Origin of the sequence: Anaerotruncus sp. 1XD42-93, from assembly GCF_009917605.1 — a bacterium.
GTDB lineage: Bacteria > Bacillota > Clostridia > Oscillospirales > Ruminococcaceae > Anaerotruncus.
Genome location: NZ_QZEG01000168.1, coordinates 1 through 1,568, shown reverse-complemented (window position 1 = coordinate 1,568; position 1,568 = coordinate 1). Strand labels below are relative to the sequence as shown.

Below are 1,568 nucleotides of genomic sequence, written 5' to 3'. Positions count from 1 at the left end.
AGAGGGGTGGCGGTGTAATGGCACACTCCTTGACCCTCTATTTCGCCTTTATTTGCCCTCTGGACGGCTTTGGGGGGCTGTATGGTATTTCCCCTTACCTACTCCCTCTAAAAGCGTGTACACGCCCTACAGCGGCTTTCCTGACCGTTTCTGCTCCTATCCTCATTTTCTTTTTTATCGCTAATCAATCCTAACGCTTTCCAGAACCCCCAAAAGTTATCCACATACTGCGGCTTGCGGGGTCGTCCCTTGATTGATAGCTTGATTTAGCACTTGATTTATCTTTCTTGATTTCCCTCCTGATTTAGACACTCGAAAAAGCCCGATTTTATGCGGCTTTCCGGGTTTTAGCACCATAGACTTTTCCATGACGCACCATAGACTTTTCCCGGTAGCACCATAGACTTTTCCCGGTAACACCATAGACTTTTCCTGATAGCACCATAGATTTTTTCAAGAAGCACCAACTTTTTATTGACAAAAAATATGGTGCTATGCTATCATGATAAGGAAAGGGGTGATACCATGCCACGAAGAAAGAAACTCCCGGCAATCCCGGACTATAAGGGGGCAGGGAAAGAGCCGGACAATCTGCTTATCCAGAAGTCTAACCCCCTCTTGTCCCTCTCTGAAACCGGGCTTACGCTCGCAGAGTTTAAGATACTGGACGCATATCTCGGACGGATAAACAGTCATGACCCGGAAAAGAGGTTTATTCGGTTTGAGAAAGGCGAAATAGAGCGGCTTTTGGACGTTTCCCAGATAAAGCCTGATGACCTCGAAAAGCGGGTTAAGAATCTTTTTCAGACTATCAAAATCAAGGACGGCAACAAGCGCAAGGGCTTCACGCTCATAGCCTTGTTTGAGAAAGCAGAGTGCTATCAAGACGAAGATGGACTATGGCAGGTGGACTTAGGGGCAAGCCCCTCCGCTATGGAGTATATCTTCAACCCGGAACGGCTTGGATACCTGCGGTACAACCTGCGGAACGTGGTCAAGCTGACTTCCAGATACAGCTACGTCTTGTTCTTGTACCTCGAACAGAACAGGCATATGCACCTTACTTGGGACGTTTCTCTGGACGATTTGAAAACCCTCCTACGGTGTACTGCCGATACATACAAGGCTTACTATCGCTTTAACGAATTGGTGCTAAAGAAGTGCCACGAAGAACTGAACGCAAAGACTGACTGCAAATTCTCCTATGAGCCGATAAAGAGGGGTAGGACGGTCAAGGCGGTACGCTTCACCTTGGAGCCGCTTGCTCTGGCTGAAGATATACCGGGGCAGATGTCCATTGATGATTTTCCGGAAATTATGCCGCCGTCCTATGATGATGTCTATGACGAAGAAGCGGCAAGGCGGGATAGGATTTGCAAAGGCTTTGACAGTGCAGAGTTTTCCGGCTTCACCGATGAACAGCTTGCCCTGCTTAAAGACCTTGGCTGGTCAAGGAAACGTGAAAGCGACATAGAGCGTTTTCAGGCTGACGTTGACAGCTTTCCTGACGCTTGCCAATATGCAACAGCCGCCTATCTCCGGCAGACAATCCTGACGGCAAAGGCACG

Annotated in this window: 2 protein-coding genes; both read left to right on the top strand. The window is 48.4% G+C overall.

Annotated elements, in window-relative coordinates; all coding sequences use genetic code 11:
- On the top strand, positions 1-194 hold a 194-nt coding region (locus D5269_RS18445; RefSeq protein ID WP_207709162.1), incomplete at its 5' end, for a hypothetical protein.
- A 331-nt stretch (positions 195-525) separates the two neighbouring features.
- The coding region (locus D5269_RS17785; RefSeq protein WP_160556459.1) for a replication initiation protein at positions 526-1,568 on the top strand (1,043 nt) is incomplete at its 3' end.